The 26,707-nt window shown below is 45.6% G+C and carries 27 protein-coding genes and 1 riboswitch; of the genes, 18 read left to right on the top strand and 9 right to left on the bottom strand.

Features of this window, described 5'->3' with window-relative positions; genetic code table 11:
• Nucleotides 1-65 precede the first annotated feature (65 nt).
• On the top strand, nucleotides 66-470 hold the full coding sequence (locus MKY41_RS04100; protein WP_340743828.1) for a MarR family winged helix-turn-helix transcriptional regulator: 405 nt from the start codon (nucleotides 66-68) through the stop codon (nucleotides 468-470).
• A gap of 200 nt (nucleotides 471-670) precedes the next feature.
• Here MKY41_RS04100 and MKY41_RS04095 read toward each other — a convergent pair whose 3' ends face one another.
• Nucleotides 671-1,528: an MBL fold metallo-hydrolase gene (locus MKY41_RS04095; protein ID WP_340743827.1), complete on the bottom strand. Its 858-nt coding sequence runs from the start codon at nucleotides 1,526-1,528 to the stop codon at nucleotides 671-673.
• 181 nt (nucleotides 1,529-1,709) lie between these two features.
• On the opposite strand from MKY41_RS04095, the gene MKY41_RS04090 reads away from it, so the two are divergent.
• The 10 genes from MKY41_RS04090 to MKY41_RS04045 all read left to right on the top strand — a co-directional run bounded on the left by MKY41_RS04090 (nucleotide 1,710) and on the right by MKY41_RS04045 (nucleotide 10,629).
• Nucleotides 1,710-2,189, top strand: coding sequence for a helix-turn-helix transcriptional regulator (locus tag MKY41_RS04090; RefSeq protein WP_340745632.1), 480 nt, complete (start codon nucleotides 1,710-1,712; stop codon nucleotides 2,187-2,189).
• A gap of 5 nt (nucleotides 2,190-2,194) precedes the next feature.
• Nucleotides 2,195-2,551, top strand: a complete 357-nt coding sequence (locus MKY41_RS04085) for a hypothetical protein (protein ID WP_340743826.1) — start codon at nucleotides 2,195-2,197, stop codon at nucleotides 2,549-2,551.
• 127 nt (nucleotides 2,552-2,678) lie between these two features.
• Nucleotides 2,679-2,878: riboswitch (cobalamin riboswitch) on the top strand.
• Between the two features lie 220 nt (nucleotides 2,879-3,098).
• Nucleotides 3,099-4,427 (top strand): MATE family efflux transporter, encoded by a 1,329-nt coding sequence (locus MKY41_RS04080; protein WP_340743825.1) that lies wholly within the window; start codon nucleotides 3,099-3,101, stop codon nucleotides 4,425-4,427.
• Nucleotides 4,411-5,376 carry a nickel ABC transporter permease gene (gene nikB / locus MKY41_RS04075; protein WP_340743824.1) on the top strand — a complete coding sequence of 322 codons (966 nt, stop codon included), beginning with the start codon at nucleotides 4,411-4,413 and terminating at the stop codon, nucleotides 5,374-5,376. The genes MKY41_RS04080 and nikB overlap by 17 nt, the downstream gene beginning before the upstream one ends.
• Nucleotides 5,373-6,191 carry a nickel transporter permease gene (gene nikC / locus MKY41_RS04070; RefSeq protein ID WP_340743823.1) on the top strand — a complete coding sequence of 273 codons (819 nt, stop codon included), beginning with the start codon at nucleotides 5,373-5,375 and terminating at the stop codon, nucleotides 6,189-6,191. Before nikB ends, nikC begins: the two co-directional genes overlap by 4 nt.
• A 19-nt stretch (nucleotides 6,192-6,210) precedes the next feature.
• Entirely contained in the window at nucleotides 6,211-7,770 is a 1,560-nt protein-coding gene (locus tag MKY41_RS04065) for an ABC transporter substrate-binding protein (protein ID WP_340743822.1), read from the top strand.
• Between the two features lie 25 nt (nucleotides 7,771-7,795).
• On the top strand, nucleotides 7,796-8,587 hold the full coding sequence (locus MKY41_RS04060) for an ABC transporter ATP-binding protein (protein WP_340743821.1): 792 nt from the start codon (nucleotides 7,796-7,798) through the stop codon (nucleotides 8,585-8,587).
• Complete coding sequence (locus tag MKY41_RS04055) at nucleotides 8,584-9,384, top strand: ABC transporter ATP-binding protein (RefSeq protein WP_340743820.1); 801 nt, start codon at nucleotides 8,584-8,586, stop codon at nucleotides 9,382-9,384. The genes MKY41_RS04060 and MKY41_RS04055 overlap by 4 nt, the downstream gene beginning before the upstream one ends.
• Nucleotides 9,385-9,501: 117 nt before the next feature.
• Nucleotides 9,502-9,711 (top strand): DNA-binding protein, encoded by a 210-nt coding sequence (locus MKY41_RS04050; RefSeq protein ID WP_340743819.1) that lies wholly within the window; start codon nucleotides 9,502-9,504, stop codon nucleotides 9,709-9,711.
• 15 nt (nucleotides 9,712-9,726) lie between these two features.
• Complete coding sequence (locus tag MKY41_RS04045; RefSeq protein WP_340743818.1) at nucleotides 9,727-10,629, top strand: DMT family transporter; 903 nt, start codon at nucleotides 9,727-9,729, stop codon at nucleotides 10,627-10,629.
• Between the two features lie 88 nt (nucleotides 10,630-10,717).
• Here MKY41_RS04045 and MKY41_RS04040 read toward each other — a convergent pair whose 3' ends face one another.
• Nucleotides 10,718-13,312, bottom strand: coding sequence for a BTAD domain-containing putative transcriptional regulator (locus tag MKY41_RS04040; RefSeq protein ID WP_340743817.1), 2,595 nt, complete (start codon nucleotides 13,310-13,312; stop codon nucleotides 10,718-10,720).
• A 157-nt stretch (nucleotides 13,313-13,469) separates the two neighbouring features.
• Here MKY41_RS04040 and MKY41_RS04035 point away from each other — a divergent pair, with 157 nt between their 5' ends.
• Nucleotides 13,470-14,012 (top strand): 2,4'-dihydroxyacetophenone dioxygenase family protein, encoded by a 543-nt coding sequence (locus tag MKY41_RS04035; protein WP_340743816.1) that lies wholly within the window; start codon nucleotides 13,470-13,472, stop codon nucleotides 14,010-14,012.
• Nucleotides 14,013-14,060: 48 nt separating this feature from the next.
• Here MKY41_RS04035 and MKY41_RS04030 read toward each other — a convergent pair whose 3' ends face one another.
• Together MKY41_RS04030 and fdhD are read right to left on the bottom strand one after the other, a co-directional pair.
• Nucleotides 14,061-14,252 (bottom strand): hypothetical protein, encoded by a 192-nt coding sequence (locus tag MKY41_RS04030; RefSeq protein ID WP_340743815.1) that lies wholly within the window; start codon nucleotides 14,250-14,252, stop codon nucleotides 14,061-14,063.
• A gap of 61 nt (nucleotides 14,253-14,313) precedes the next feature.
• Nucleotides 14,314-15,117 (bottom strand): formate dehydrogenase accessory sulfurtransferase FdhD, encoded by an 804-nt coding sequence (gene fdhD / locus MKY41_RS04025; protein ID WP_340743814.1) that lies wholly within the window; start codon nucleotides 15,115-15,117, stop codon nucleotides 14,314-14,316.
• 159 nt (nucleotides 15,118-15,276) lie between these two features.
• On the opposite strand from fdhD, the gene fdhF reads away from it, so the two are divergent.
• The 3 genes from fdhF (at nucleotide 15,277) to MKY41_RS04010 (ending at nucleotide 19,637) form a co-directional block, all read left to right on the top strand.
• A complete protein-coding gene (gene fdhF / locus MKY41_RS04020) occupies nucleotides 15,277-18,213 on the top strand; it encodes a formate dehydrogenase subunit alpha (RefSeq protein ID WP_340743813.1) in 2,937 nt (978 codons plus the stop codon).
• A 1-nt stretch (nucleotide 18,214) separates the two neighbouring features.
• Nucleotides 18,215-18,709, top strand: coding sequence for a DUF1641 domain-containing protein (locus MKY41_RS04015; RefSeq protein ID WP_340743812.1), 495 nt, complete (start codon nucleotides 18,215-18,217; stop codon nucleotides 18,707-18,709).
• 169 nt (nucleotides 18,710-18,878) lie between these two features.
• Complete coding sequence (locus tag MKY41_RS04010) at nucleotides 18,879-19,637, top strand: SDR family oxidoreductase (protein ID WP_340743811.1); 759 nt, start codon at nucleotides 18,879-18,881, stop codon at nucleotides 19,635-19,637.
• A 55-nt stretch (nucleotides 19,638-19,692) separates the two neighbouring features.
• On the opposite strand, the gene MKY41_RS04005 is transcribed toward MKY41_RS04010, so the two are convergent.
• A complete protein-coding gene (locus tag MKY41_RS04005; RefSeq protein ID WP_340743810.1) occupies nucleotides 19,693-20,085 on the bottom strand; it encodes a DoxX family membrane protein in 393 nt (130 codons plus the stop codon).
• Nucleotides 20,086-20,217: 132 nt separating this feature from the next.
• On the opposite strand from MKY41_RS04005, the gene MKY41_RS04000 reads away from it, so the two are divergent.
• Complete coding sequence (locus MKY41_RS04000) at nucleotides 20,218-20,652, top strand: GNAT family N-acetyltransferase (RefSeq protein ID WP_340743809.1); 435 nt, start codon at nucleotides 20,218-20,220, stop codon at nucleotides 20,650-20,652.
• Here MKY41_RS04000 and MKY41_RS03995 read toward each other — a convergent pair.
• Complete coding sequence (locus MKY41_RS03995; RefSeq protein ID WP_340743808.1) at nucleotides 20,647-21,117, bottom strand: hypothetical protein; 471 nt, start codon at nucleotides 21,115-21,117, stop codon at nucleotides 20,647-20,649. The two genes, MKY41_RS04000 and MKY41_RS03995, sit on opposite strands and share 6 nt — an antisense overlap.
• A gap of 138 nt (nucleotides 21,118-21,255) precedes the next feature.
• On the opposite strand from MKY41_RS03995, the gene MKY41_RS03990 reads away from it, so the two are divergent.
• Nucleotides 21,256-21,927: a YdeI/OmpD-associated family protein gene (locus MKY41_RS03990; RefSeq protein ID WP_340743807.1), complete on the top strand. Its 672-nt coding sequence runs from the start codon at nucleotides 21,256-21,258 to the stop codon at nucleotides 21,925-21,927.
• A 109-nt stretch (nucleotides 21,928-22,036) separates the two neighbouring features.
• Nucleotides 22,037-22,729, top strand: coding sequence for a YwaF family protein (locus tag MKY41_RS03985; RefSeq protein WP_340743806.1), 693 nt, complete (start codon nucleotides 22,037-22,039; stop codon nucleotides 22,727-22,729).
• 61 nt (nucleotides 22,730-22,790) lie between these two features.
• On the opposite strand, the gene MKY41_RS03980 is transcribed toward MKY41_RS03985, so the two are convergent.
• From MKY41_RS03980 to MKY41_RS03970, 3 genes are all read right to left on the bottom strand, one after another.
• Nucleotides 22,791-24,041: a copper amine oxidase N-terminal domain-containing protein gene (locus MKY41_RS03980; protein WP_340743805.1), complete on the bottom strand. Its 1,251-nt coding sequence runs from the start codon at nucleotides 24,039-24,041 to the stop codon at nucleotides 22,791-22,793.
• Nucleotides 24,042-24,253: 212 nt separating this feature from the next.
• Nucleotides 24,254-25,549: a LysM peptidoglycan-binding domain-containing protein gene (locus MKY41_RS03975; RefSeq protein WP_445683298.1), complete on the bottom strand. Its 1,296-nt coding sequence runs from the start codon at nucleotides 25,547-25,549 to the stop codon at nucleotides 24,254-24,256.
• Nucleotides 25,550-25,592: 43 nt separating this feature from the next.
• Complete coding sequence (locus tag MKY41_RS03970; protein WP_340743804.1) at nucleotides 25,593-26,699, bottom strand: hypothetical protein; 1,107 nt, start codon at nucleotides 26,697-26,699, stop codon at nucleotides 25,593-25,595.
• Between the last annotated feature and the right edge of the window lie 8 nt (nucleotides 26,700-26,707).

Raw genomic sequence — 26,707 nt, 5'->3', positions numbered from 1 at the left:
CTTTTTGATGGGGCGCTTTTTGATGTGCGTAATAATATTATGTAAACTGATAGGGGTTGGAGTGAGTGCTGGAATTCTATTTTTCGTTTTCCCGGTTCATCAAACAGGCGTATGAAGACTTTCCCGAACCAGTATCCATGCCTCAAATAGCCATCCTGTTTGCATTGGAGGGGCGCGATGATTTGACGATGCAGAAAGTGGCCCGGCATGTTGTGATGGATATCACCACTTTCTCCCGGCAGGTACAGTCTCTGGAGAAGAAAGGATACGTCGAGCGAGTTCCATCCGAACAGGATAGGCGATATTATTTCTTAGGATTGACTGTGGAAGGTGAGAGGGTGGTCGGGGAAATGGACCGATTGTTCGCCTCGCGGTTTGATCAATTATTCAGTGGTATGAACGAGTTTGAGATGGAGACGATCAAGCGATCTATCCAAGTCTTGTCTGCGAAGCTGGACTCTGACCAATAGTTGTACTTCGCAACTATCTAACGATCGATGTATTTGCTTATTGCAAGTAATTGTTTTAATGGTTGTGCTTTGCAACTATTAGGTCGGACAGGAAGTTGCGAATTGCAAGTACCGGAGTCAGAGAATCCTTTTTATCCGGGTATCCCTCTGTAAAATTAATAAACCCCCTTATCGAATGATAAGAAGGCTTAATAGTCGATTTACTGAGCGGGTTTATCGCCATCGACAAACTTTCCATAGACGGGCACTGCCATTTCTGCGAAGTTGTCCGCAAGCTTCGTCAAGTTCTCTTCCAGCCATTCGCCTGAGACCGGTACGCCATGTCCGGTGACGGCCACTTTCGGATGAAGTGCTTGCATCGCTTTCACGGATTGTTCGGCGGCAGTCCAGTCTGGTGTCAAATAACGGGGAGGTCCGGACATCTCGCGTTCCTGCGTGAGGACTTTATACAAGGCGTCTTGACGGACGGTGACAAACACATCGCCCGCTATTAACGCCCCATCAGACTCGCGATAGAAGGTGACATGTCCTGCCGAGTGACCCGGGGTATGAATCCACTTCCATCCAGGCATAGAAGGGACGGAATTGTCGGCAGGCAGCGGATTCGCTCGATCTCCGATATCAATCGCCTCAATTGGAAACATGGCGGACATTTTTGCCACCATGCCGCCTTCCACCATGAAGTCGGGGTCGGGATAATCTTGTTGCCCGGTGATGTACGGAATTTCCAAAGGATGAGCGTATACCGGGACGGGCCATTCCTCAAGGACATTAATCAATCCGCCGATATGGTCAAAATGGGCATGGGTCAAAACGATCGCTTGCGGCGGATTGCCAGCTCCAAATCTTTTTTCGGCTTCCTCTATAATATTTTTACCGGATGTGGGCATCCCCGCGTCGATCAGGACCCACTTTTCTCCCTCTCCTTGCTTTCCATAAAAAACGACATTGACGATTTGGTCCGTGTAACAATAGATGTCCGGTATTACTTCCACACCGACGCCACTGTTGACGGATGTGACCGGCTGGTATCTGTCGCTTGATGAACTTCTCTCCACGAATAGTACCTCCTTTAGGATGATTACAATAGTTTGGATCGTGCAAGAAAAAATATACAGTTTCACTGCTTGCATTCCCCGGGGACAGTCACCTAAACAATTTAAACACAATTCTGAATTGTTTGGGTGCCTGGCACTCTCGGTTTTTATGGTGTATAATTACACTAAAGGGGTGATTATGATTATAAAAGAAGAAATTATACATATTGTTTCGGAGCAAATGAAGTTGATTCGGACTGAGCAGGGGCATACCCAACAGCGGATGGCGGATTTACTTGGCATCTCTAAGAAAACGTTGCTGCAAATTGAAAAGGGGCGGGTGCAGGCTGGATGGACGGTAGTTTTGGCAGTTTGCGGTCTATTCCGTGAAAGTGTTTCGTTGCAGTCCGCTCTTGGCGAGGATCCGCTCGAGACGGTGGAACTGGTGTTGTACGAACGGATCCGCCCGGCAGGAAGGAAGACGATGGGCGGACGCATATGGTGGCGGGACATAGAAAATTGGAAGGACTACCGACTGCAGCAAAATGTGGTCAGTCAGCATTACCGCATTATAGATCCGGATGATTACCGCATTTTCAGCACTTTTGATTGGGAAGAAGTCAAAAAGGAAATGAAACGGACTATGGACTCATCCGAAGATCTGCAACGGAAATGGATGTGACTCACATGAAAAACTACGGTTGGTCAATACTTTTCCTGATTTTATATAGTTTCCCTTATGGGTATCTAGCGATGTATGTGGATTTTGCCTATTGGTCCATGTTCGGTTATGTGCCGCTATTGGTCGTGCCCGCTGTCCTAGCTTACAAAAATAAGCAGAGGTTTTCTATCGTTGTCTGGATGGTCGGAAATGTCTTTTCCTATTTGATATCCCGCTATTTGACGTTGCAAATGACTGGGATCGGGAATTGGGATGGCTATTTCAAACCGTTCTATCCGGTTCAACTGCTCCTCGTTATTAGTGTGCTTAATTTAATTCTTCAATCCATTGCCCTGTATGTCCGAAAAAGAAAAAAATCCTAAGTGCCTGTCAGCAAATGAAGCCCTATGCAGGAAGATGTAGACAATTGTGTTTTTTTATAGTATATTGAAATCAATTATGGCCTTGCTATACGCGTTCAGTTACTGAATTGCAAATAGGCATTACAATTACATACTAATTTAAATAGGTGCTTTATGTGTAGTTTCTATACATATAGCTTAAAAGGGAAGTTCGGTGAAAATCCGACACGGTACCCGCCACTGTAATTCGGAGCGACCTGCAAGATGTCACTGCTTTATTTTTAAAGCGGGAAGACGCGGAGAGCATCGAGGATAAGTCAGGAGACCTGCCTGTTTAAAGAACACAAATAAACCCCCGGGAATAGAGGAGAGTGTGTTTACGAAAAGTCATTTCTGTTAGCTGAAGACAGATTATCTCATTTTTGTGAGCATTTGAACCTATTTGGTTTAAATGCTCTTTTTTAATGGTCACATTTCCGCCTATTGCAAGAAAGGGTGATGAAATCACTTCGATTTCCTCGAAGAAGAACATGAATCACTGCTCAATATGTACGTCTGCGAGGTGTCTATGAAATATAAAGAATACTTAGCACTGGCTATCCCTTTTGTCATTTCGACCGTCACTCAGCCTCTATTAGGGGCGGTCGATACGGCGGTCGTAGGGAGGCTTGGCAATGCCTCTTATATCGGTGGAGTAGCCATCGGTGCCGTGATTTTCAATACATTATATTGGTTATTCGGATTTTTGCGGGTGAGTACATCCGGATTTTCTGCGCAGTCCTTAGGAAGCGGGCATGAGCAAGATCGTTATTATGCTTTTGTCCGGCCGTTTGTGACCGCATTGATAATGAGTCTTATTTTCATTGCTTGTCAAACCTTGATTCAAAACATCGCATTATCAATTTATCGGCCGGAGCCCGAGGTAACGGAGCATGCCGTCACTTATTTCAAAATACTCATATGGGGAGCTCCATTTGTGCTGCTCGGCTATGTCAATTTGGGCTGGTTAATGGGGCGGAAACACGTGAAAGAAACCCTTTTTTTGCAGATCTCTATGAACGTCCTGAATATCATTTTAGACTTGGTGTTGGTTTTTGCGTTTGAAATGGGAGTTGCCGGAGTCGCCTATGCTACCCTGATTTCTCAGTTTTATGGATTTGTATTAGGAACCTTTTTAATATGTAGCAAATTAAACGTAAACACCCTACTTGGTCTGAAACATAACATATTCGATCCGGGAACTTTCAAAAAAATGATTGGGGTCAATACCGATCTGTTTATTAGAACGGTTTGCCTGTTAGTCATGACTAATATGTTTGTTGCGAAAGGAGCGGAATTAGGCACCGTTGTCCTAGCTGCGAATGCCGTGTTATTCCAATTACACTATATCATCTGCTATATGTATGACGGGATTGCGAATGCCTCTAGCGTATTTGCGGGGAAAAGTGCCGGGGAGAAAAATCTACAAGAATATAAGGAAATGCTTTCTATATCGAATGTTTGTACTGCCGTATTAAGCATCGTATTATCGGTCGTCCTCATCCTATTCAAGGATCCTATTATCGCCGCTTTTACGAGTATTGAAAGCGTGATCGCCATGAGCCATGAATTTTTTATATGGCTGATTGTGCTGCCTTTTGTCATTGGCGTTGGGCTTGTCTATTTCGGGGTTTTCACTGGATGTACGTTTACAGGTCCCATCAGGGATTCAATGATTTTATCTTTACTTCTTTTTCTCATAGCTTATTACACCTTAATACCGCAATACCAAAATCATGGGTTGTGGCTGGCATTTATCTTATTTAGCTTGGGCAGAAGTGTCTTTCTATTTCTTTATCGAAAAAAATTAATGAATAGGGTCTTTCCCCAGGAAACTGGGAATGAAAAATGGACGTGATGCTATGAAATTGTATGTGTTCAAAAGGTTCCTCCAACTCTTTCTGGTAATGCTTTTGGCATCTTTTATCACTTTTGGGCTGTCGCATTTAACCCCGAGTGATCCGGCAGAAATGATGTTGACTTCGCATGATGTGATACCTACTACAGAGTTGCTTGAGAAAACAAGAGAAGAAATGGGGTTAAACGATCCGTTTATCGTGCAATATGGAAACTGGCTCTCCAACTTAGTGACAGGGGATCTTGGCTATTCGTATTCTACGAGGGGACCCGTCACAGATGTGATCGGACAAAGAGTGTTCATGACGGTTAAATTAGCGATGGTTGCTTTATTTATATTAGTTGGATGTTCTCTCACTTTAGGAATTCTATCCGCCATGCAGAAAAATAACTGGATTGATTTTACGATTCGGGCGTTTTCACTCGTTGGCATATCGATTCCCTCTTTTTGGTTAGGGCTTCTGTTAATCTATTTTTTTGTTGTGAAATTGAATTGGTTTAAGATTACCGATCCTACCTCTTTGGATAGCGTGATTTTACCCGCTTTCACGTTATCGATTCCCTTAATCGGAAGATATACAAGACAGATCCGAGCAGCGATCTTGGATCAGTATTCGCAGGATTTCGTTATTGGGGCGCGAGCGCGGGGAATTAAGGAAAGTCATATATTGATCAGACATGTTTTACCGAATGCGCTGTTAGGAATCATTACTTTGTTAGGTCTCTCGGTTGCCGTGCTATTAGGGGGAACGGTCATCGTGGAAAGTGTATTCGCATGGCCCGGTCTTGGATCGATGGCATTGGAAGCTATCACCTATCGAGATTATCCCTTGTTGCAGGCATACGTGATTTTCATGGTATTCATCTACGTCATCATCAATTTCATGGTCGATATCATCACGCAAGCTCTAAATCCTAGAGTGGAAATCAGAGGGGAGGGGAAAGGGTGAAAACACGAAAAAGGAAAAATGTTTGGTTCAAAATTGTCTTAGCCATCGCCGTTGTCTTCATCCTATTGGCTATTATTGCTCCTATCTTTGCTCCTCATGATCCATTAAAAACAGATTTTGCTCGGATTCTGGAAGCACCTAGCCTAGAGTATCCCCTTGGAACCGATCAAGTGGGGCGCTGCATCCTTTCCAGAATCTTGTATGGTGCGAGTGTTTCTCTCGGAATGACGAGTCTGCTGTTAAGTATTGTGACGATTTTAGGAGTGACGATTGGGGTAATTTCAGGACTGTTTGGCGGAATTGTCGATACGATCATCATGCGAATTACCGATACGGTCCTGTCTTTTCCTGATATTGTATTCGCCATTGCGATCGTGGGAGTACTAGGACCAGGCATGAAGAATACTATTATCGCTTTTTCAATCGTATGGTGGACAAAGTATGCAAGACTAACCCGAGTACTTGTTTGGGAAGTCAAAAATAATGAATATATCCAAGCCGCAAAAATGGCGGGGGCGGGGAAGATGAAGCTGGTCACCCATTATATCTTTCCGAATATCTCTTCTTCATTCATTGTCCAATTCGTCATTGATATCGGGGGAATCATGTTGGCCCTGGCAGGACTGTCATTTTTAGGTTTGGGAGTTCAAACACCAACTCCGGAATGGGGCAATATGCTCAATGAAGGAAGAGCTTATCTGCAAACTGCTCCGTGGTTATTGATCTTCCCTGGAATTGCTATTTTTACAGTAGTTGCTATTTTCAATACGCTTGGAGATTTAGCTAGAGATGTATTAGATCCTAAGCATACTTAAATAAAATGGAGGAAGTAGAATGAAAAAAAGTCTTTTTATTTGTTTGCTTTTCATCACAAGTGTCCTACTCTTTGGGTGTAATACGCAAAGTGCCGAAAATACCGGAACGTCGCCAACAGAAAGCAAGTCGGAGGATACGAAGACATTAAACCTAGCATTGTTTTGGCTGGACCCGAATATTGAACCGACGGAAGGATGGAATGGCTGGACCTTATCTCGTTTAGGGATTGGAGAGAGTCTTGTCCAATACGATGAAAATATGGAGTTAAAGCCGGTGATTGCTGAATCTTGGGAGCAAGTGGATGAAACAACTACTGTTTTTCAAATTCGTGACGGAGTGAAGTTCCACAATGGAAATCCGGTCGACGCCGAAGCTGCCAAGAAATCCATTGAAAGGGCATTGCAAATCAGTGATCGGGATGATGTTAAATTTCCGGTGGAATCAATGACGGCAGAGGGGCAAGTGCTAACTATAAAAACGGAAAAACCGTTTGCGACTTTAGTAAACAATTTAGCGGATCCGGTTTTTACGATCGTGGATACGACGGCAGCCGATTCAAAGGATTTTAAGTATAAGCCTGTTGCAACGGGGGCTTTCCAAGTAGTAAAGTTCACTCCGGATGTCGGCTTAACGCTTCATAAGCATGAAGAACATTGGAGCGGGGCAATCGGTGTAGATGTCGTCAATGTGAAATATATCCAAGACGCCTCTACCCGGTCAATGGCATTACAATCTGGGGAAATCGATTTTGCTACTCAATTAGGAGCAAAGGATTTATCCCTATTTGAGAACAACAAGGATTTTAACGTTCAAAAAGGGCCCAACTTGCGGATATTTTTATTGCGATTAAACATGGAAAAGCCTTACATGAAAAGTTTGGAATTTAGACAAGCCCTTTCGTACGGGATGGACAAGGAAACGTATGCAACAAAAATCGTCAACGGGATTCCAGCCAAAGGCCCTTTTAATGAGTTGTTGAGCTTTGGACATAAAGGAGAAGATACATACGGTTATAACCCTGAAAAGGCTAATGAATTGCTAGACCAAGCTGGATTTGTTGATACGAATGGGGATGGGATCCGAGAAGCAGACGGAGAAAATATTGTGTTAAAATTCGTTTCGCGAACGAATCATGGAAGTGATGCCAATAATATTGGAACGGCTATGCAGGCTCAATATAAAGAGATTGGAATTGGTGTAGAGGTCATTCAAGTAGAAAACTATGAGGATATGGCCAAGTCCGGTAATTTCGATCTAATTTGGGAAAGGTGGACATCTGCTCCAACTGCGGATGCGCAGTATTTCTTAGAGGCCAGCTTCACCACGGGAAGTGCCGGGAACCATGGGAAGTATTCTAATGAGCAACTGGACGAAATTATTACACAGCTTAGTAATACAATGGACAAAGCTTCGCGAGATCAACTCGGCATGGACGGGGCTAAGATATTAATGGAAGATGTCTCCTCCTTGTTCCTTTATTACCAAGAAGGAACCGTCGTAACAAGAAAAAATGTAGAAGGCGTCCATCGATACATCTCGGAACTTTACTATATCGATGAGCGGGTAAAAGTGAACTAATTCACGAGAATGGAGTCTATGCACGATGAGCAAATTGCTTGAAGTGAAGTCTCTCACCGTCGCGTATGATGGTGGGAGAAAGGCTATTCATAATATAAATTTGGATATAAAGCAAAATGAAGTGATTGCGATTGTCGGGGAGAGCGGCTGTGGAAAGTCTACCCTCATCAAATCTATCTTTCATCTTCTTCCTTCGAATGCGAACGTGGAAGCGGGGGCCATCCTTTTCAATGGCGAAGATCTGCTGACGCTGAATCAAAAGCAATGGAGACATCTTCGTGGCAATGAAATTACGATGATTTTTCAGAACCCGGGTTCTTATATGAATCCGATTATGAAAATAGGGAAGCAGTTTGTGGAAAGTATTCGGACCCATCGAAATGTTTCAAAGGCGGAGGCGATCAAAAAAGCGAAAGCAGCCCTTGTGAAGATGGAGCTTCCGGATACGGATCGTATTTTAAACTCATATCCCTTCCAATTAAGTGGAGGAATGAAACAAAGGGTGGCCATCAGTATGGCTTTATGTATGGAGCCGCAGCTTATTTTGGCGGATGAACCTACAAGTGCCTTGGATGTCGTGACGCAAATTCAAATTATGGATGAATTTCTCGCTCTGAAGGAAGAGGTTCAATCGAGCATTATATGGATCACCCATAATATAGGAACTGCTGCATATATGGCGGATCGGATAGTGGTCATGCATAAGGGAGAAATCGTGGAATTTGATGAGAAAGATCACATCATTTCTCGGCCTCAAAAGGAGTATACTCGAAAACTGTTAGATGCCATTCCTGAATTGAAAGGAAGCCTGCCATGAATGAGGACAAGATTATTCTAGAATTAATCGATGTCACCAAGCAATTCAGAGGCTATGGGGGCAAAAATCTTCAGGCGGTTAAAAATCTAAATCTGCGGATCAGGGAAGGGGAATGTATTGGGATTGTGGGGGAAAGCGGCTGTGGGAAGAGCACTATTGCCAAAATGATTTCCCATTTGACCAACGTGACGAGTGGGGCTATCATCTTTAAAGGAAAAGACAGCACCTTTCTTCGAAAAAAAGCGCTACAAGAATACTATAAGCAAGTTCAGATGATTTTTCAGGATCCTTTGGCTACCTTCAGTCCAAGAATGAAGATTGGCACGTATATAATGGAACCTTTTCTTAATTTCAACATCCTTCATAAAAAAGAAGCATTCGCTTTTGCGGAAGAATTACTGGAGATGGTAGGGCTTGAAAAAGAGTTCATGAACCGGTATCCGCATGAATTAAGCGGCGGGCAGCTGCAAAGGGTCGTCATCGCAAGAGCAATCGGATTGAACCCCGATCTCATTATTTGTGATGAATGTACATCTGCCCTCGATGTAACGATTCAACAGCAAATTCTACAACTCCTCATAGATTTACGAGTCAAAACTAACTTTTCTTGTATTTTCATCACGCATGACTTAGCTGTCGCCGAATCCATTTGTGACAAACTCTATGTTATGTACGAAGGAGAAATCATTGAGGAAATACATTCGAACCACTTGAAAAGGGATGCCAAACATCCTTATACGAAAAAACTACTCAATTCCACTATTTCCATAAATCGGGATGGTTCTGTTGCTTTCTGACGGAAGCTCAAGAACCGTCTTTTTTATTTTATATGATGGGGAATGGCCAGCTGCTTCATGTTATGATAAATTAGCCTTTATACATAAGTAATTTTGACAAAAGGGGAAGATGCTGCGATGACAGTGCAAAATGATCTGCCTGCGGGTTTGGCGAAGCCTGCTTTACGTGCATTGGCAGAAGCGCGGATTGTTTCGTTGGAACAGTTGTCCGCCATGACGGCATCCGATCTAAGCCAACTTCATGGCATTGGACCAAAGGCGTTGCAACAACTACGGGAAGCGATGGCTCATAAAGGAATGGCCTTTATGGGCGAAAGTGAAAAGTGAAGTGAGGGTTTTTCAGTGAATAAAAAAGCATTTTTTCTGGCGGTTTTCACCGTACTCGTGTGGGGCTCTGGATTTGCCGCAATCCGGGCGGGCTTACTCGGCGGCTATACGCCAGGGCATCTTGTGCTGACCCGTTTTTTAATTGCATCAAGTGTGTTTGTGATCTATGCCCTGTGGCCCGGAACCAAATTCCGGCTTCCCGCCAAAGAAGATATAGTCAAAATATTGTTGCTCGGCTGGGTGGGAATCAGTGTCTATCATTTAGGCGTCACTTATGGGGAGGAAACGGTTTCTGCCGGAACGGCGGGAATGTTTATTGCGTCGGCTCCTATTTTTACCGCATTGATAGCGGTCCTTGTGTTAAAAGAACGTTTAAGCGCCTTCGGGTGGATCGGAATGTCCGTCGGTTTCATCGGTGTCGTTCTGATTACTTTGGGTTCAGAAGGAACGTCCTTCACCGTTTCCAAAGGTGGATTGCTGATTCTATTGGCCGCTTTTGCTACATCGGTCTTTTTCGTTTTCCAGAAGCCGCTTTTTGCGAAATACCATCCCGTCGAACTGACTGCCTATTTTACGTGGGCCGGGACCATCCCATTTTTCATTTATTTTCCGGGATTATGGGAAGGCATCCAAGGAGCGACACTGGAAGCGAATTTGTCTACGATCTATATGGGTCTTTTTCCTGCTGCGCTTGCTTATGTCACGTGGGCGATCGCTTTATCCGTCAGCGAAGCAGGCTCCGTTGCCAGCATGCTCTATGCTGAACCGGTCGTCGCCATTATCGTCGCCTGGCTCTGGTTGAAAGAATTTCCGAGCCTACTCTCGATGATTGGGGGAGTTGTGGCGATTTCGAGCGTCCTTATTATCAATTGGGTCGGGATGAAACAAAGCCCACGCGTCGTTAAAGAAGTGGAATAGATAGGAAACAAACGATAGACTTGTTCTTCAGGGAGAGAGCAAGTCTATTTTTATTTCATTTGGACAAACCCGATAGGTAGATCGGATATCAAGACGAATACTGTAACTTATCATCGGAGAATAGCAGTTCGAATTGCGGACGCACAGTAATGCCCAGTTCGTTTTCAAAAAGTTCGATGGCTTGATTTGCGGCTTTTCGGGATTTTCCGGGCTGCTTGCTTTTGATTAACAATTGCACATATTGTAAATGAAATCTCTCGTCATACGGCTCCAGTGTAAGGATCGTTTTTATCATATTGGCAGCCTCTTCAAATTTTCCAACCTCTTCGCATTGCGCCGACCATGCTTGCAATGTCTTCATAAACTGTTCTTGAACGATTGTCCGATTGTCAGATAACCAGTCTTCATATGGGTATTCCGGCAATAGGCCATTTTGATAAAGTTCAATGGCTTTGGCTGCGGTTTCCTTGCTATACGGCTTGGCCATCAATTCCTTTAGCGTCTTCATATCGACTTCTGCTTCCTCCAACTGGAATGAATAGAGGGAATCTTGGTAGACGATAAATTTAGAGTCTCTTCCTTTTTTCAATCCCGGCTCCAGCTGTTTTCGTAAAATAGATAAAGCGACATAGAACTGATTGGATGCCGCCTCTTCCGGTTCATCCGGGGACAATAACCCAATTAGTTCTTCCTTTGACCATCTTCTTTCATAATTAGAAACTAAGAGGAGCAAGATCCGCAAGCTAGTTTGGCGGCGAAAGCGGATCGGTTTTCCGTCTATTTCGATGGAGAATGGACCAAACAAACGAATTTTCAGTTTTCCGGTTTTTTCGTCCCGATTGGGGAGACGACTCGAAGATGAAATTGCTTTTAGCTTTCGTAGATAATAAGCATGGAAATGACGATTCTCTAAAAAAAGGTGAACGGCTTGTTTCATTAAATCCTGTGCTTTTTCAATTTCACCTAATTCGGCATAGCAACGGGCCGCGGCAGACCTTGACCAGCCTTGGTCAGACTGAATGGAATAGCGGTTTGCGTGATCGATTGCCAGATTGGCCCAGTGAAGGGCTTCTTGTAAATTAGATTGTTTTCGGTAATATCGGCTCATTGTACACATTGGATAAACAATCGATGCTTTATCACATTGTGTTGACAGCTGAATTGCCTGCTCCGCGAAACGCCGTGCTTTTTCCAGGTCTCCTTCATCCATGGAGAGTTCAGCCGCATTCCATAACGTGTGCATTTGGGTATGTTGAAATCCGAATAGATCAGCCTTTGCCAACGCTTGGCGAGTATAGGATACTGATTGTTCATGATTGCCAAAAAAACGATGGATTTTCGCCAGTTTACTTAAATTCAAAGCAATCATCCGCTCGTCCTGTTGTTTCATTGAAAACGTTAAGCTGATGGTACTGAATTCCAATGCTTGCTGTAACTCGCCTTGAAAAAAATAAATGGTCGCAAGGCGATGACAGAGTTCTCCATAAGCAGGTGAATTTTCAACCTCGCATCTATCTATGATGGAACGTAATGGTTCAATCAACTGCCCCAACAAACTGGTCGGAATACAGCGGAACAAAAACAAACTGATTTCCGCTAAATGAACAGAAGGGGAGACCTGTTCTAAATAGCCGTCCAGCACTTGTAAAAACGAACTGGGCTCATAGCGTTCCGTCATTTCCATAATGATAGCGATAACTAGTTCATCTTCTCCAGCGGCAACCGCTTGCGACAGCGCTTCTAAAAAACGGTAATGGTCGCGATATAATTTTGCCAATTGATGATGGCGTTTTTTTATTTCATTCTTACCCCATTCTTGCTCCGCCATTTGATAGAAAAATTTGCGGAAAAGTTCGTTCAACCGATACACATTCGTTTGATTTGGCGAGAACATTAAGTGCGTATGTCCAATCGCTTGTATATATTCTTGAACAGGCCAGTTAGGTTGATAGCTGCTTAATACGATTTCATCCAAATCTCTAAATAAGGAGGCGTGGAGAAGGAATGTGCGCACATCGTCGGGGAGGTCGGCGATGATTTCGTTTGCTACATATTGATATAAATCCGTTCGGGAGCTGAATGTTCCGCTTGTTTTTTTTGCCATCGCTTCATGGAATAAGGCAAGACCTGCTGGCCAGCCTTCCATATCCTCAAGCAGCCGTTTGTCTGCGTAATTAGTAATCGTAAATTGATAATGGGAATGAAAGAGTTCTGCGGCCTCCTCTTTCGTAAAAGCCAATTCCGCTTTGTCTATAGCGATGGCAATTCGCTGCATTTTCCATCGACTGATGGGCAAACCGATCGGCTGGGTTCGTCCAGAGAAAACGATGGTTGCAGCAGGCGGCAATTGTTCGATCCATAAAATGAGGTCATCTAGATTAGAGGCATCAAGTTGTACATTTTCTGATTGATCGATGACAATCCAACCTTCCTTTCCAGTCGATAAAGGGGGGAGCAGAGCCCGCAATTCATCGAAGGAACAGATCGGTTGCGTTAACGTAATCCAAGAGGCGAGACATGGATGCTTTTGAAAAAAAGAGGTAAGCAAAGCGGTTTTACCATAGCCATTCCCCGCAGTCAAAAAGACGACTCTTTTCTGCTCGTAAGATTGCAGCAAAGTGAACAATCGTTCTCTTGGCATGATATAATCCGTCACAGGTATTGCTTTGGATAAGTTGTACAAAAGACCCACTCCCCCCAAGTATTTACTTTCCTATCATTCTACCATTAGTAAGAATTTTCATCAAATTCGGTAAGGTCAGTGTAAGGTCGATTAGATATGCTGAAATTGTTATCACCGATAGGTAACAAACTATGAATACATTGGGGGAGGAAATGTTATGTCAAAACAAACTGGTACATCGAATCGCTTTACTCCGGATTTTTGGATGAACTGTCCGGGAAATAGCCCGAAAGGCGATCGGAAGGAATTCATTAACCCGGATTGGATTCCTTGGACAGAATGGTTGATGCCAGGAACTCACTTCAAACTATTCCATTGCGATCTCGTTTCCGGTAATTTTACAATGCTATTGAAAGTGGATCCCGGTACAAAAGCTACCGTACACTGGCATCTTCATAATACGGAAGCCTTTATTGTGGAAGGCGGTTTTTATTATGATGAGGGGGATGATAAGGGGTATAAGGGATACTATACTTGCGAATCCGCCGGGGCAGTTCATGAACCATTTGTATCGCCTGAAGGCTGTATAATGTTCGCGATTTCACACGGTCCGATTGGCGGCTACACGGAAGATGGACAGCTTGCCGTAATGGCGGATGCCCGACTCCATTATTATATGGCGAAGGAAAACAATGCGGTGGAACATACGACAGTAGTCGATTACACATTTGGCAGTTTAGATTTACAAAAAGAATCGTAAAGTATGAATCCCGGCGCCCCATAATAGGAGTGCCGGGATTTTTGCGACTTATTTTGTGTGATCTGAATTATTTACACGACTTCTTTCGGCATTTTCCATTTCACTGATGCGGTAGGCTTCTTGGACGGCCTTCCGGTATTCTCGTAATTCAACCGCTTCCTCTGCCATTTCGACGTGCATATCGCTTAAAGCCGCTTTCCGTTTTTCAATCTCCGTTTGCATTCGTTTCGGTGATTTCAAGCCGATTCCTCCTTTTTCTGTTGAATCCTTAATTTGGCTTGGAACCCCGAATTCATTCACTCTAATTATTTTCGTCCGTTAAAACGATCCGCTGTGGATGTGTATAAGCATTAAAGGATTGCCCTCGGATGAAACCGACCGTCGTAATGCCCAATTCCTCGGCCAGCACTAAAGCTCGTGCCGATGGAGCCGATTTGGAAAGGATGATTTCACAACCGATTTTGGCGACTTTCAATAAAATCTCCGATGAAATCCGGCCGCTGAACACGATTACTTTGTCTCGTACGTTAATTCGATGCTTCAAGCAATGCCCATATAATTTATCGAGCGCATTATGGCGGCCGATATCCATCCGTGCCAAAATCAGCTTTGCCGGCGTACCGATTGCGGCATTGTGAACGCCGCCTGTCTGGTGGAATAAGTCGGCAGAGCGCTCCATTTCCTCCATCAAGGAAAAGCATTGCGCCGGGGACAACTCGACGTTCGTCCCAGTCATCTTTTTAGCGGTGAGCGCATCATGGGCAAATACAAATCCCGGTCGGCTCATTCCGCAGCAGGAATTGACAAATCGTTTATTCAATAATTGTTCGTAATAGGGATACATCGTGTCCGTTTCAATATGGACGATTCCGGCCCCTTCATCTACCCGCAAGTCCTTGATTTGTTCGTATTTGGGAATGATCCCTTCGGATGCCAGGAAACCGATGACCATTTCTTCGATATGGTCGGGGGAGCAAACGATGGTCATGAACTCCTTGCCATTGATCCGGATCGTCACCGGGTGCTCCGCAACTATCAAATCTTCCCGTTGCGTGAAGGAACCGTTGGCGAACTGGAGGACGGTTCGTTTCTCTGCTAGATTCATCTCTATGAGCTCCTTATCTCTTCGTTCAAATCCATTCTACCTACACGATACACTGTTCTCTTCCATAATAGCAATATTGTAACTACTACTAGAATGCCTTATACTGAGGGCAACGAAAGACGATGGAAAACGTGATTTCTTTAGAAAAGGGGCGATGGCATGACCATCTGGTTGGATGATTTGCCTGTTGAGGCGAGAGAAGGCGAAACCCTTATACAAATGATCAATCGTATTGGAGTGGAGCATCCGCAAATCTGTCATTTGCCGGAAGTCGATCCGATCGAAACTTGCGATACATGTATTGTGGAAGTGGACGGCGCGCTCGTTCGAGCCTGCTCCACGGTAGCGATGGATGGAATGCGTGTTGCGTTAAATACATCTCGGGCAAAAGAAGCACGAACCGAAGCGATGGACCGCATTCTCGAAAATCATTTGCTCTATTGTACGGTATGCGACAATAATAACGGCAATTGCAAAGTGCATAATACGGTCGACTTGATGGGGATTGAGCATCAGAAATATCCGTATGAACCGAAATGTCCGCCGGGAGCCGTCGATTTCACCCATCCTTTTTACCGATATGACCCAAATCAGTGCATCGCTTGCGGGCAATGTGTGGAAGTGTGCCAAAATCTTCAGGTGAATGAAACCTTGTCCATTGATTGGGAAAGGGAACGTCCCATCGTCCTCTGGGATGGCGGCGCGAAAATCAATGACTCGTCCTGTGTCGGATGCGGCCACTGCATCACGGTTTGCCCGTGCAATGCGCTCATGGAAAAATCGATGTTGGGAAAGGCCGGATTCCTTACGGCCATGCCGTCAAATGTACTCGAACCAATGATTGAACTTGTCAAAGACGTAGAGCCCGGTTATAGCAGCATTATGGCCATTTCCGATGCGGAAGCGGCTATGCGAGAGACCCGAATCCAAAAGACGAAAACCGTTTGCACGTTTTGCGGCGTAGGCTGTTCGTTTGAAGTGTGGACGAAAGATCGGGACATTTTGAAGATCCAGCCAGTCTCTGAAGCGCCGGTTAATGCGATTTCGACTTGCGTCAAAGGGAAATTCGGATGGGATTTCGTCAATAGTGAGGAGCGGTTGACGACGCCGCTAATCCGCCAAGGGGATTCTTTTGTTGAAGCATCATGGGAAGAAGCGCTCGATCTCGTCGCGAAGAATCTAGGCGATATTTGGCAAGAACATGGAAAAGAGAGCGTCGGCATCATTTCCTCGTCGAAAATTACGAATGAAGAGAATTACATTATTCAAAAATTGGCACGTCAAGTATTCCAAACGAATAATGTGGACAATTGCTCCCGATATTGCCAATCACCTGCGACGGACGGGCTCTTCCGGACGGTCGGAATGGGTGGAGACGCGGGAACAATTAAAGATATCGCGCAAGCAGGGCTTGTCATCATCATCGGAGCAAATCCAGCGGAAGGGCATCCCGTTCTGGCAACCCGGGTGAAACGGGCCCATAAGCTGCATGGCCAGAAATTGATCGTATCGGATTTGCGGAAAAATGAAATGGCGGAGCGTTCCGATCTTTTCATTAGTCCCCGTCAAGGGACGGACCAAGTATGGCTGATGGCAGTCACTCACTATATGATCCAGCAAGGTTGGCATGATGAAGCGTTCATTCGCGAGAATGTGCTGCATTTCGAAGAGTTTAATGAGGTTTTGGAAAGATACACATTGGACTATGCCGAGAAAGTGACGGGCGTACCGAAAGACCAGCTGATCCGGACGGCTGAATTGATCCGGGATGCGGACGGAACGTGCATCCTTTGGGGAATGGGTGTCACGCAAAACACTGGTGGGTCAGATACGTCCGCTGCGATTTCCAATTTGCTGCTAGCGACAGGCAACTACCGCCGACCGGGCGCTGGGGCCTATCCACTTCGCGGGCATAATAATGTCCAAGGCGCCTGTGATATGGGAACGTTGCCTGGATGGCTGCCCGGCTACCAGCATGTAACGGAAGACGTTGCCCGCAAAAAATTTGAAGACGCATATGGCGTGGAAATTGAAGGACGGCCAGGATTGGATAATATCCAGATGCTCCATGCCGTGGATAAAGGCGTCATGAAGGCGATGTATATCGTCGGGGAGGATATGGCACTCGTCGATTCCAATGCGAATCACGTACATGACGTCTTATCAAAGTTGGACTTTCTCGTCGTTCAAGATATTTTCTTTTCACGAACTGCGCAATACGCGGACGTCATCTTGCCTGCCGTACCATCACTGGAGAAAGATGGCACCTTCACGAACACGGAGCGACGCGTTCAACGGCTATACCAGGCATTGCCGGAGCTCGGCGAAGCGAAAGCCGACTGGTGGATTGTCCAGGAAGTCGCCAACCGTCTCGGCGCGGATTGGAATTATACACATCCGAGTGAAATCTTTGCAGAAATGGCGAGCCTGGCACCGCTATTCAGCCAAGCGGATTATTCCGGGTTGGAAGACTGGAACAGTTTCCTCTGGGGAAGCCTCGATGGATCGAGTACACCGCTCCTCTATGTGGACGGGTTTAATTTTCCGGATAAAAAAGCGCGGTTTGCACTCTCCGATTGGGTAGAGCCGGTAGCCTTCGATGAGGAATTCGATTTGCACATCAACAACGGACGTCTACTGGAACATTTCCATGAAGGGAATTTGACGAATAAATCCGAAGGCATCCAGTCGAAAGTGCCCGAGATTTTCGTGGAAGTATCCCCGGAACTGGCGAAAGAGCGCGGGGTAGTGAGCGGATCGCTCGTTCGGCTGATTTCTCCATATGGTGCATTGAAGCTACCGGCGCTTGTCACGGATCGGGTCAAGGCAAATGAGCTTTTCTTGCCGATGAATTCAACGAAAAAGGAATCGGCCATCAACTTCTTGACAGGCCCGGCGGTCGATCAACGGACGAACACCCCTGCATTCAAACAGACGAAAGTGCGGATGGAAGTACTCCTCGAAGTGCGGAATAATCCATTGCCTGCATCCAATCCACGAAATAAAAGACGACATCCGCAAGATGGAGTGGAAGTGGAACGGAAATGGGCGCGTCCCGGCTATGTGCATTTGACCGAGCAAGAGGGGGGAAGATAGGATGGCGACACCGATTACATCGATCCGGAAATCAGAGAAGACGGCGGAACAGCTACAGCAAGAAAAACTGGAGGACTTGCAGGCACTGATTACCGAGCAGGAGGAAGCCCTTCAGAAAATTCTTCAATTGACGGGGGAACTGCATAAAATAGGCGTGCTCGATGCGGCACATGCGATGGTGCAGGCGAAGGAGAAAATCGCCGGCATCGCGCTTGAACAAGTATCGCGTGAACCCGTGACTCATTTGATCAACCACGTCATGGGGGCGGCCGGCGTCCTTTCTTCCATCGAACCTGAAGTGACCGCAAAGCTTGCCAACAGCGTCAAGAAAGGGCTGGACGAAGCAGAATTATACCGTGGAAATGGCGAGAAGGTAGGCCTTTTTCAATTGCTGTCGGCTATCCAGGATCCCGATATTAACCGTGCCTTGAAATTCGGTCTTGATTTCCTAAAGGGGATGGGGAAAGAGTTAGCGGATGAAACACCACGTGACTAATCACTATCCTACACTTTCTTCTTTGCTATTTATGTTTTTATTCTAGTAAATTATGGTATAATAATGTCAGAGAATTCACACATGGTAGCGCATCGCTCACTGATTGCTTTGCTCTTATCAAAGGAGAGTAGGGCAATGGGAGACAATTTTATGGAGAAGAGGGATGGATATGAGATTGGAATCAAAGGTGGCCGTTGTGACTGGGGCGGCTTCGGGAATGGGGAAGGCGATTGCCCGATTGTTCGCGAAGGAAGGGGCCCAAGTTGTCGTATGTGATTTGAATCTGAATGCGGCGCAAACCACGGTCGAAGAGATCAAACAGGATGGCGGACAAGCGATTGCGGTCATGGCGAATGTCGCGAAGGAAGGCGATATCCAAGCGGTGTTCGATCAAGCGCTTGAGGCTTTCGGTACCGTCGATATCCTAGTGAACAATGCGGGTATCATGGACAACTTCATGCCGGTCGGCGAAGTGTCGGACGAGTTATGGGATCGGGTACTGGATGTCAATCTGACTGGCCCGATGCGAGCCATCCGGAAAGCGATGCCGATCTTCTTGGAGAAAGGGCAAGGCGTCATCGTCAATGTTGCCTCAGCGGCCGGCTTGCAAGGGTCACGGGCAGGTGTTGCCTATACCGCTTCCAAGCATGGAGTCGTCGGGATGACAAAAAACGTTGCCTTCCAATATGCTACGAAAGGGATCCGCTGTAATGCGATCGCCCCGGGAGGCGTCAATACGAATATCGGCACGACGATGAGCGAGCCGGATCCATTCGGGATGGAGCGGGCGATGTCCGGAAGCGGAAACAACCCGAGATCTGGGGAAGCGGAGGAAATCGCAACAATCGCCCTTTTCCTTGCATCGGATGAATCGAGTTTTGTCAATGGCACCGTCGTGACAGCGGATGGCGGTTGGATGGCTTATTGATCTAAAAAACCGAATCGGCGAGCTGTACGCTTACGCTGATTCGGTTTTTCATTTTTCATGAAAGTGTATTTGGCTTTCTTTCCAATAGAGAGGCGAAGTTCTTCCGGTAGAAAAAAACCAAATAACCAAAGGCGATCACTAGTAACACGGCCAATAGCAGCAACGAAGGATCTAGGAAGAGATGCAGTAATAATATATTGACAAGGATCGGGGCCAGGATAGCAAGGGCTAGTGGGACGAATTGATTCAGCAGAAGCAGAATTCCACAAAGGATTTCCAAGGACTTTTCGGCAATCAGTAAATAGTCGAATTCAAATAAAGTCATCGCTTCAGGACTTGTCGCAATAAACGGCTCCCAACCGAAGATGACAAAATAACCATTGATCCCCGCGACGAGAAAGACGATGCCCAAAAAGAATCTACATAGCCTCGTCAGGAACATTGCCATACATCCACCTCCCGGTATCGTTCCTTTTATTTTATCGAATATTCAAAAATACGGGAGGCGTGTAAGTCCTATTTTAGGATCGAAATATTTCAACCGGGAAGGAAGAAGGACGACCCAAAAGGAGGATTTCATTTGGAAGAAACTATCATCAAAGAACTAGTGACGGAAAAAGATTTCTTGGCGGGATATCCCATTATGAAACAACTACGTTCCCATCTGAATGAGGATGCCTATATGGAACTGGTCCTAGAGGCGAAAGAAAAAGAGCAATACCGGCAATTTGCGCTTTTTGATGGGGATGAGGTGGTGGCGGTCATCGGGTTTCAACCGATGATTACGCTTTATTATGGCCGCTATATCTGGGTTTGCGATCTCGTGACCGATGCAGCGAAGCGGTCGAAGGGATATGGAGAAAAGTTGCTCGGGTTCGTCCATGATCTTGCCCGGTCGGAAGGATACTCCTTCGTTGCTTTATCAAGCGGTCTGCAACGGTCGGACGCCCATCGCTTCTATGAAGTAAAGATGGGCTATGACCGCGTCAGCTATGTGTTTAAAACAGGATTATGACGGCTGTTGGCGGATTTCATTTTCCGATTTCCTCGACCAAGGCATACCCATGGCATATTTCACTAAATAGCCGACCGCGAAACCGAATAGGACGTGGCCGAATGTCCAGTAGAACCAAGCTGCGACATCATCGGCTGCTGGGGGCTGGTCCGTCAGCAAAGTCAAAAAGTAAAGGATGCCGCTGCCGATCGTATAGACGGCGAGATAGGGAAGCGGGTGCCGCTCATGCCGGAATGCCTTCAATATATAATACAGCCCGATGACACTGGCGATGCAAAAAACGAAATGGAAGACGAGGCCGACAGCGGACACGTCTTCCCACTGACGAAGGAACGGAATATAGTCTATATTATAAAGCAGTATGTACGCCTGGTTGCCGGTAATTTTGTAAACGAGCTTCAGGAAACCAGCTAATAGCAAACCTGATAGAATACCGATTAAAATCAGTTTTAGAAGTTGTTTCATAGTTTCACCATCCCGATTCACTCTTTCTTCCACTTTTCCCCTTGGTGCCTGCCACGCAAACATACAAGTATCCATCTGATATACTGTTTTAGGCTAGAAATAAAATTACAGCTAGGCTACAAAATTTGAGGTGTTCTAATGTCAAAGACGATTGTAGAAAAATTGAATTTAACGAAATATAACCAGGCGGCTGTGCTTCATGCGCCGGAGAATACCGATTATTTTCAAGGGTGGGACGACTATGATACAAAATTGGTGAACAAGTCATATGATTTGATTTTTGCCTTTGTCGTGGATTTGGATTCTCTTCGGACTTTGGTGAATGAAGTCATTGAGAACCAGTCCTTGCATCCAAAAGGCTATCTGTACATCGCCTATCCGAAAAAAGGGAATACCGTGTATCCGACGTATATTCATCGCGATGAGCTATTGTCAGGAATGGGTGCCGATGAAGAGGGATATGTAAGGTCCAGCACGTTAAAGTTTTCCCGGATGGTCGGTTTGGATGATGTGTTTACCGTTGTCGGCCTGAAGGAGGATTCTAAAGGGATCAACAAGCCTTCCACGAAGCCGAGCCAATGTGTGGATGATTATATTGAGTTCATTCCTGAAATTGAAAATGATTTGCAGGAAGTACCAGATTTACTGGCGTTTTATCAAGCGCTTACGCCCGGATACCGGAAAGATTGGGCGCGATATGTGTACAGTGCAAAACAAGAGGCGACGAAAACGAAACGGCGGGATGAAATGAAAATGATTTTACGTGCCGGTTACAAGAGTCGTGATCTTTATCGTCGGGACAATCGATGATAGCTGAATCATAGTGGCGGCTTCCACGATTGCTTTCAGTAATCCCGAAGGAATGAGGGATGGAGAAACTCGTCCTCGACATAAGAAGGTGGGAATGAGGAGGAGTAGCATGAACGGACCGCGGTTTGAAATGTTTTCGCTGGCGCATCTCTCGGCGATCGGTTTCCTCGTCATGGCGATCGTTCTTTTGTTCATCATGAAAGATCGATGGCCTTCGCAAATGGAGACTAGGGCAGTGATGGAACGAGTATTCGCCTTCACTCTTTTATTGTTCGACAGTATGTATCATTTGTGGATGGTGTCCACAGATCGATGGCATCTTCTTGATTCACTGCCTTTGGAGTTATGCAGCCTCAGCCTGCTTGCATCGATTGTTTTGCTATGGACGGGGAACCGGCATGTATTTGATTTTGTTTTCTATGCCGGTATCGGAGGTGCATTGCAAGCCATTGCGACACCGGTTCTGGATCTGAGCTTTCCTCATTTCAGATACTTCCATTTTTTCTATACGCATCTGGGCATCATCCTGACCGCCCTTTATTTCGTCTGGATCAAAGGATATCGTCCCACATTTACAGGGATCTTGAAAACGATGCTTGTTTTGAATGTCCTGCTTCCGTTTATCATGATCGTCAATTGGGCGGTGGGTGGGAATTATATGTTTTTGCGAATGAAACCGGCTGACGGAAGTTTGCTTGATTTCCTAGGTCCGTATCCATGGTATATCGTTTCCCTGGAGGTCGTTGCTTTTCTACTGTTTTTCATTTTATGGCTGTTGGGAGGCAGGCGGTCTTCCGAATAACATTAGAACAAGAGCTTCCCAAAATCCGCGTGTAGCCGATTTTGGAAAGCTCTTGTTTGAATTATTTCGTCGTAATGAGTACGGTTTTACTTGCAGCATCCCAGCTAACATGGGCAGGCAATGATTCGCTCACTAATTGAAGCGGAACCATCGTTTGTCCGCCGATCAGTTTCGGAGATGCGTCCAGTGTAACTGCCTTTCCGTTAATGATTGCATTTTTCTTATCGAGCGTTATGGTCATGTTGACGTTTTGACTCGTTGCCGTAATGACATTTCCTTTTTTGCTTATTTTGATCGATGGCTCTACCTTTTCGTAAACAGCGCGGATCGGAACAAATGTCTGGCCATTTTGGATAACAGGTAGTTGTGTAAGCGCAAGCCATTCGCCATCCACCATCACACTAATTTCATTCAAATTCGGGAGAAGCGGATCAACTGAAATTCCTTCACCAAAAGAGGAAGCTCGCAAATTCGAAATTTCTTGAAGTGATTTTGTGCGCTGCTCCAGTATGCCATTGACCGTTTTGTATTTTTGATTCAGTATCGCATTTTCGACATTTTCTATCGTCTGCGCGATGTTGTCTTTTGCTTTCTTACTGCTATTTTGAATGTGTTGGGTTTCTTTTTTAAACAATTGATCCCATTGTTTTCGCGCATTTTTTTGGGATACCTGGCCTTTTTTGTACTTATACATGACGCTCGAGAGGGAGTTCACACCACTGCCTTTCTCGAGGGCATACATCGGACTGCTTAACGAATTTTTATTTACCGTTTGGCGGTAGCTATACATCGGACTGCTCAAAGAATTTTCATTGACAGCTTGACGATAGCGATACATGGGACTGCTAAGGGAGTTTTCATTCGTTGCTCGCTGTAAATCGCCCATGACACTACTTAATGAATTCGAATTTATGATCCGCGCATAGGCTCCCATCGGGCTGCTCAAGGAATTTGGATTAATGGCAGCTTTGTAGTCTTTTAATTTGGACGCATATTCTTTGTGGCTGCCATACTGCTTTTCTAATCGTGCCGCGTCTTCACTCAATAATTGGGTGATTTTCGTTACATCATCATTCGTTTGCTTTTCAAAAGCATTCAAAAAAGCCAAGTGTCTTTTATGATAGGCTTGATATACGTTGATCGACTTTTCCCTATACTCTTTATAAGCAGCAGTAGTTTTCTTTTCATAATTCACGTATTCATTTCTGACTTGATTAATAAAGCTCTGGTTTGCTGCCAAAACCTGGTTTGACGTTCCGAAAAATAAACAGATTGTCAGAACGAACAAGAGAATTGCTTTACCCTTTTTCATCTATTCCATTCTCCTCCCATCTCCTTTTACAAGTTCAAGAGTAAGATAGTTTCCACTATTATGAAATATGAAGGAAGCACCAATTTATGTATATGTGTTTTTAGGCTTAATCAAAAGACGCTGTTTCTGTAGCGGGGTTTTGGTTTTGAAACATAAAGAAAAACAACTCATTTTGAAGTTGCACTGTCACAATGAGTTGTTTCCATTTATCATTAACGTCGTTTTCGGATCGTGAAGTTATCCTCAAGCAACAGCCAGTTCTGCGGAAATGGATAGCCTAGCACCCAATAACTGATTCCGCGTAAATTATATTGTTTCACCAAGTCGAATTTCGCTTGGGCGCTTCGGGCATCTTCGAACCACACTTCATGTTGCCGACCTTGCTCATCCGTGTATCGGAAGAAAGGGGATTGGGCGACCGGATCAAACTGGATGGCCGACCAATGCTCGGTCGCCCGCCGAATAGCTTCTTGCTGGCTGAAGGTTTCTGCTTCTTGCCCTTGTTCGTGGGGGAGGAGCCAATCGCGAGCATAGATTTGAAAGCCAAAGAATATCTTATCCCTCGGAATGACGGTCACTGCATAATCGAGAACGCGCTTGATCTGATTAAGCGGGGAGATGGCTTGGGGCGGTCCGAACCGATATCCCCATTCATAGGTCATCAGCACGACAAAGTCGACGATTCTTCCATGTGCTTCATAATCATGCGCCTCATACAACAAACCTCTTTGTTCACTGCTCGTTTTCGGGGCGAGGGCAGTGGAAACGAAATACCCTTCCGGATGGAGACGATCGACCGCCCGCTGCAAGAACTGGTTGTAATTTTCGCGGTCGGCAGGGAAGACGTTCTCGAAGTCGACATTGATCCCTTTATAGCCTTTATCCCGCATGATCGTCAATAGATTCGTAAGGAGTTGGTTTTGCAGATCCTCACTGTTCAATAGCGTGGAGGCGAGACGGGAACCGCTCTCGGTTGCACTGAAGTTGGTGATGCATAAAACTGGAACGATGTCTTTTTCATCCGCCGCTTCCAGCATCGCTTCGTCATCCACGGCATCCAAGCCGCCGTCTTCTCGAATCGTATAGGCAAAGGGCATCCAGTACGTCAAATAGTCGCCGACTTCCAGAATTTCTTGCGCGCCCGTTTTTCCTGTGCTGATCGTATAGGCGTTGACATCGATGACCGGCTTGTGCATAGGGATGACGAGCGTGGTGCCTACAGCAATGAGGTTGATATCGCGGATGGAATTGGCGCTGACCAAATCTTGTACCGTCACACCGTACCGTCCGGCAATTGCACTTAATGTTTCCCCGGATTGGACGATATGTGTTCTTTTCGCGGTGGGAATGACCAGAGACATGCCGATCGGTAACCGGTCAGGACTTTCCAACTCATTGGCCGAAATGATTTCGGCAACCGGGACATTATACCGCTGGGAAATGGTCCATAATGTTTCTCCTTGTTGGACAACATGGATTGTAATTGAAATCGCTCCTAACCAATTCATTTCACCTTGTATCTTATGAAGCATTTTGGGTAAGAGTGAAAATTTAGGTCAAATCAAAGAAAAAGATAAGCACCCCAACGACTAGAATAAAGGCCAGCACCGCAATCGACACTTTCAGGATGCTGATTGGGGAATTGCCGCTTACTTTTCCGGTTTGTCCATTGACGAGAAATTGATAGACTTTCTGGTTGAATTGAAAAGACGAAATCCAAATCGGCAATAAAATATGTTTATACGTAATGTCCCGATAATCGGTCGCAACGTCGACAAGTTGGACTTCATCCCCATGGACTTGTCCGTAGATGCCATTCTCGATGCCTCGGTCTATGATCCGCCTCGCATCTTGCCAGCCCTCTTTTAAAGGGATGGAGTACCGTTCCGCCAAAAATCCCGAAACATACTCACGCTTATAGTCAAGGAGGCCGCTTAATTGGAATGGCTCGATTTTATTGATGAGCCCCGTTGCCGAATTTCGAGAAGCCTTGACGAGGACATCATCGAAAAAGTGACGGTATCTGCCTCGCTCTGTACGCCAACTCGTTTTCCGCACCTGTTCTGTCACGGTCTTCGGTTTCCCGTCTTCAATGACCGTCCGGGTTTCCGTTACATAATAATATGTCCCGATCCGAACGACATATTGGGAAACCGTTCGGCTGTCAAATGTCCAGTAGGGGAGGTAGGTGCCTGTCATTTTGTTCAATTGGTACGTTTGGGAAAGCTTCGATGGCGCAAAGTATCGGCGTTTCATCCAATCTTTGAATTTATCGATCGCTTCCTCTTTCGGGATTTGAAAAGGGACGACGAGCGCCGGCTTGATGCCGGCTTGGTGCTCGCTCACTGCGATATGGGAAGAGCCGCAAAACGTACAAAATGCGGCAACCTGATCTTTATCAAGCAAGGTCTCGGCTCCGCAGTTTTCACAGCGGAATACCCGTTTCTCATCATCCCAGCCGTGGATCTCTTCCTCCAAGGCTTCCTGAAAATCCAGCTCCGCCGTATTCTCCCGTGTTGCCTCGATTTCCGCCTCACTGCCGCAAAACGGACATTTCAAGGCGCCGCTAGCCGGATCGAATACCGTGTTGCCGCCGCAGGACGTGCATTTTTTCACTTCGGTCTGCTCGACGGTATCTTGGGTTTTCATTTCTGTCATAACGTCAC

Origin of the sequence: Sporosarcina sp. FSL W7-1349, from assembly GCF_038003045.1 — a bacterium.
In the GTDB taxonomy this organism is placed as follows: domain Bacteria; phylum Bacillota; class Bacilli; order Bacillales_A; family Planococcaceae; genus Sporosarcina.
This window is presented reverse-complemented; position numbering and strand designations above follow the sequence as displayed.